The following is a 4,655-nucleotide window of genomic DNA, read 5'->3' on the forward strand; positions in this document are numbered from 1 at the left end:
TTGCTGCAAGGCGCGGTCGCCGGCCCGATGATCCCGCTTTCCCAGACCTTGCTGCTCGCGAGTTACCCGCGGGCAAAAGCGCCCATGGCGCTTTCCATGTGGTCGATGACCACACTCATCGCGCCTGTCGCCGGCCCGATCCTGGGCGGCTGGATCTCCGATAACATCTCGTGGCCGTGGATTTTCTACGTCAACATTCCGGTGGGCATCATTGCCGCGATTGCCACGTTTGCAATCTTCCGGGAACGCGATTCGGTGATCCGCAAGGCGCCTATCGATACGGTGGGTTTAAGCCTGCTCGTGATCTGGGTCGGTTCGCTGCAGGTCATGCTCGACAAAGGCAAGGACCTCGACTGGTTCAATTCCACTACCATCGTGGTGCTGACATTGATCGCGGTCATCGCGCTGGCGTTCTTCATTGTGTGGGAACTGACCGAGGAACATCCGGTCGTCGATCTTTCGCTCTTCAAGCTGCGCAATTTCACGGGCGGCACGATCGCGCTGGCGATTGGCTATGGGCTGTATTTCGGCAACCTCGTGTTGTTGCCGCTGTGGTTGCAAACCGATATTGGCTACACCGCTACCGACGCCGGCCTGGTCCTCGCGCCAGTCGGGTTGTTCGCGGTCCTGCTCTCGCCCGTGGTCGGGAAGTTCCTGCCACGTATCGATCCGCGCAAGATCGCAACGGGCGCCTTTCTTGTGTTCGCGCTGGTGTTCTGGATGCGCTCGCGCTACACCACGGGCGTCGATACGTTCACGCTGATGTTGCCCACGGTGATCCAGGGCATCGGCATGGCGGGGTTCTTTATTCCGCTGGTCTCGATCACGTTGTCGGGCTTGCCGGGCAACCGGATTCCAGCGGCGTCGGGGTTATCGAACTTCGTGCGGATCATGTGCGGCGGCATAGGGACATCGATATTCTCGACAGCATGGGATCACCGGTCGAACGTGCACCACGCGCAGCTTGTCGAGCAGGCCAACCTGTACAACCCGAACTTCAACGCGTCCATGCAGCAGTTCGGCGCGGCCGGGCTCAGCAAGGAACAAGGGTATGGGCTGTTCAACAGCATGGCGACCCAGCAGGCCGCGCAACTGGGCGTGAACGATCTGTTCTATATATCGGCGGCGATTTTTGTCGCGTTGATTGCGCTGATCTGGATCACCAAACCCGAGCGCTCGGGCGGCGGGGATTCGGCCGCGGCGGCTTCGGCGGCACATTAAAACCGGTTTGATTCATGTGAAAAAGCCACGGCATGCCGTGGCTTTTCTCATCCTGCCGATACCACCAGCCGTTCGGGCGCCAGCACACCCTCGCCCGCTCGGGCCACGCCCAGCAGACGTTTTTCGTCGCGCGAATAAACGCGCACACGATCCGCATTCGCCGGCGCGTCGCTGATATCCGCGAGCTTGAGCCGCTGACCTTGCGTGAAGCGGCGGCTGGCATCGGCGTCGAGAAGAACGGCCGGAAATGTCGACAGCAGCGCATCGACCGGTTGCAGCCAGCTATCGCGTTGTTCGGGCGTTGCCTCCGAAAGCGTATCCAGCGTCACAGCGTTTTCGAGCGTCAACGTGCCGACGCCCGTGCGCCGCAGCGCTACCAGATGCGCCCCACACCCGAGTTTTTCACCGATATCCTCAGCAAGCGTGCGTACATACGTGCCCTTGCTGCACGTCACGCGAAACGTCACGTTCGGCAACGCGCACGCGATCATCTCAAGCGCGAGGATGGTCACGTTGCGCGCTTCGCGCTCGACGGTTTGCCCCGCTCGCGCGTATTCGTACAAAGGCTTGCCGTCGCGTTTGAGCGCTGAATACATCGGCGGAATTTGCGTGATGTCGCCGCGGAAACCGGTCATTGCCGCGTGGATCGCGGCTTCGTCGCAGGTGACCTCGCGCGTTTCCAGCGCCTCGCCTTCCGCGTCGCCCGTGGTCGTGCGCACGCCGAGGCGCATGGTGGCTTCGTAGGTTTTATCGGCTTCGAGCAGATCCTGCGAAAACTTCGTCGCCTCGCCAAAGCACAGCGGCAACAAACCGGTCGCGAGCGGATCGAGCGTGCCGGTATGCCCGGCTTTTTTCGCCAGATAAATCCGCTTGGCGCGAATCAGCGCGTCGTTGCTGGAAAGGCCGAGGGGTTTGTCGAGCAGCAACACGCCGTCGAGCAAACGACGCGGGATCTTCGGACGAGCGGAACCGTTCATCGATCAAGCGCCCTTTTCGTCTTGCTCAGGCTCTTCGTCGTCCTTGGCGCGTGTGGAATTCGCTTCGTCGATCAGCTTCGACATTTCCACCGCGCGCACGACGGTCTGGTCGTAGTGGAAATGCAGCGTCGGCACCGTATGGATATGCAGGCGCTTGAACAGCAGGTTGTGCAAATGGCCCGCTGCGTGATTCAGGCCAGCTTCGGTTTCCTTCGGGTCACCGGTCAGCGTCGTGAAATACACCTTTGCATGCGCGTAGTCGGGCGTCAGCTCGACGCTCTGAAACGTCACCATGCCGATGCGCGGGTCCTTCACGTCACGCACCAATTCTGCGAGATCGCGCTGGATCTGATCCGCAATCTGCACGTTGCGGTTAGGGGAAGTACGTTTCTTGGCCATGATATTTCCGATAATTTGTGTATCGCCGGACGCCGCAAATAAAAAGGGCGGAGCGGGCGTGAAGCCCACTCCGCCCTCGAGTCCAGCGGTGAATCTTTTATAGCGTACGTGCGACTTCGGTCACTTCGAAGATCTCGAACTGGTCACCTTCGACCATGTCGTTGTAGTTCTTCAGCGAGATACCGCACTCGAAGCCCTGGCGAACTTCCTTGGCGTCGTCCTTGAAGCGCTTGAGCGAATCGATCTCGCCCGTGTGGACAACCACGTTGTTGCGCAACACGCGAACCATCGAGTTCCGCTTGACCACGCCGTCGGTCACCATACAACCCGCGATCGCGCCGATCTTCGGCACACGGATGATCTGACGAACCTCGACCATACCCGTGATGACTTCGCGCTTCTCCGGCGAGAGCATGCCCGACATTGCCGCTTTCACTTCATCCACAGCGTCATAGATGATGTTGTAGTAACGAATGTCGATACCGTTCGACTCCGCCACCTTGCGAGCCTGAGCATCCGCACGCGTGTTGAAGCCGATGATGACCGCCTTCGACGCGGTCGCCAGATTGACGTCCGACTCGCTGATCGCGCCAACTGCGCTGTGTACGATCTGCACGCGCACTTCGTTGGTCGAGAGCTTCTGCAACGACTGCACCAGCGCTTCCTGGGAACCCTGCACGTCGGCCTTGACGATCAACGGCAGGTTCTGCACGTTGCCTTCCGTCATGGACTCCAGCATGTTTTCCAGCTTCGCGGCTTGCTGCTTTGCCAGCTTGACGTCGCGGAACTTGCCTTGACGGAACAAGGCGATTTCACGCGCCTTGCGTTCGTCCGGCAGGACCATGACTTCTTCACCCGCGCCCGGCACTTCCGACAGGCCTTGAATTTCGACCGGAATCGACGGACCCGCCGACTTGATCGGCTTGCCGGTTTCGTCGAGCATGGCCCGGACGCGCCCGAAAGCCGTACCTGCCAGCACGATGTCGCCACGATTCAACGTACCCGATGTCACCAGGATCGTTGCAACCGGGCCCTTGCCCTTGTCGAGCTTTGCTTCGATCACGAGGCCCTTGGCGGGTGCATCGATAGGCGCCTTGAGTTCCATGACTTCCGCTTGCAGCGACAGGTTTTCCAGCAAGCTGTCGATACCAACACCCGTCTTCGCCGACACTTCGATGAACGGCGAATCACCACCGTACTCTTCCGGCACGACGCCTTCAGCGACCAGTTCCTGCTTCACGCGCTCGGAAGCGGCACCCGGCTTGTCGATCTTGTTGATCGCCACGACGATAGGCACGCCACCCGCCTTCGCATGAGCGATGGCTTCCTTCGTTTGCGGCATCACGCCGTCGTCTGCAGCGACCACCAGAATCACGATGTCCGTTGCCTTCGCACCGCGGGCACGCATGGCGGTAAAGGCTTCGTGACCCGGCGTGTCCAGGAACGTGATCACGCCGCGCGGCGTTTCCACGTGGTAAGCGCCAATGTGCTGCGTAATCCCGCCCGCTTCGCCCGATGCAACCTTCGCACGGCGAATGTAGTCGAGCAGCGAGGTCTTGCCGTGGTCGACGTGACCCATGACCGTGACCACCGGAGGACGCGGCAGGCGTTCGCCCACTTCTTCCTGCGTTTCGCCTTCGACCAGCAACGCTTCCGGGTCGTCCAGCTTGGCCGCAACCGCGCTGTGACCCAGTTCTTCCACGACGATCATCGCGGTTTCCTGGTCCAGCACCTGGTTGATCGTGACCATCTGGCCCAGCTTCATCATCACCTTGATGACTTCCGAAGCCTTCACGGACATCTTGTGCGCCAGATCCGCCACCGATACCGTTTCCGGCACGTGCACTTCGCGCACCACTGGTTCCGTCGGCGCCTGGAAATTGGTCTGGTCCTGATGCTTGCCACGACCCTTCGGGCCGCCGCGCCAGCCACGGTCTACGCCGCCGCTGGTGTCGCCACGCGTCTTGATGCCGCGACGCTTGGCTGCATCGTCCTGCCAGCTGCTCTTGCCGCCGGCCTTCTTCTTGTCCGGTCCGAGCGACGGTGCAGCCGTAGCCA

4 protein-coding genes are annotated in these 4,655 nt (G+C 60.9%); 1 reads left to right on the forward strand and 3 read right to left on the reverse strand.

Going from position 1 to position 4,655, the window contains the following annotated elements; all coding sequences use genetic code 11:
• A partial coding sequence (locus tag ACRXB1_RS31030; protein WP_449494222.1) for a DHA2 family efflux MFS transporter permease subunit occupies positions 1–1,221 on the forward strand: 1,221 nt, incomplete at its 5' end.
• A 47-nt stretch (positions 1,222–1,268) separates the two neighbouring features.
• On the opposite strand, the gene truB is transcribed toward ACRXB1_RS31030, so the two are convergent.
• From truB to infB, 3 genes are all read right to left on the reverse strand, one after another.
• The gene (truB, locus tag ACRXB1_RS31035; RefSeq protein ID WP_449494223.1) at positions 1,269–2,198 is read right to left on the reverse strand and encodes a tRNA pseudouridine(55) synthase TruB; all 930 of its coding nucleotides are present in this window, start codon (positions 2,196–2,198) and stop codon (positions 1,269–1,271) included.
• A 3-nt stretch (positions 2,199–2,201) separates the two neighbouring features.
• Positions 2,202–2,597, reverse strand: a complete 396-nt coding sequence (gene rbfA, locus ACRXB1_RS31040) for a 30S ribosome-binding factor RbfA (protein ID WP_062000891.1) — start codon at positions 2,595–2,597, stop codon at positions 2,202–2,204.
• 97 nt (positions 2,598–2,694) lie between these two features.
• Positions 2,695–4,655 (reverse strand): translation initiation factor IF-2 (infB, locus tag ACRXB1_RS31045; RefSeq protein ID WP_449494224.1); only part of this gene is annotated, 1,961 nt, incomplete at its 5' end.

It is taken from the genome of Caballeronia sp. M23-90, from assembly GCF_053574605.1.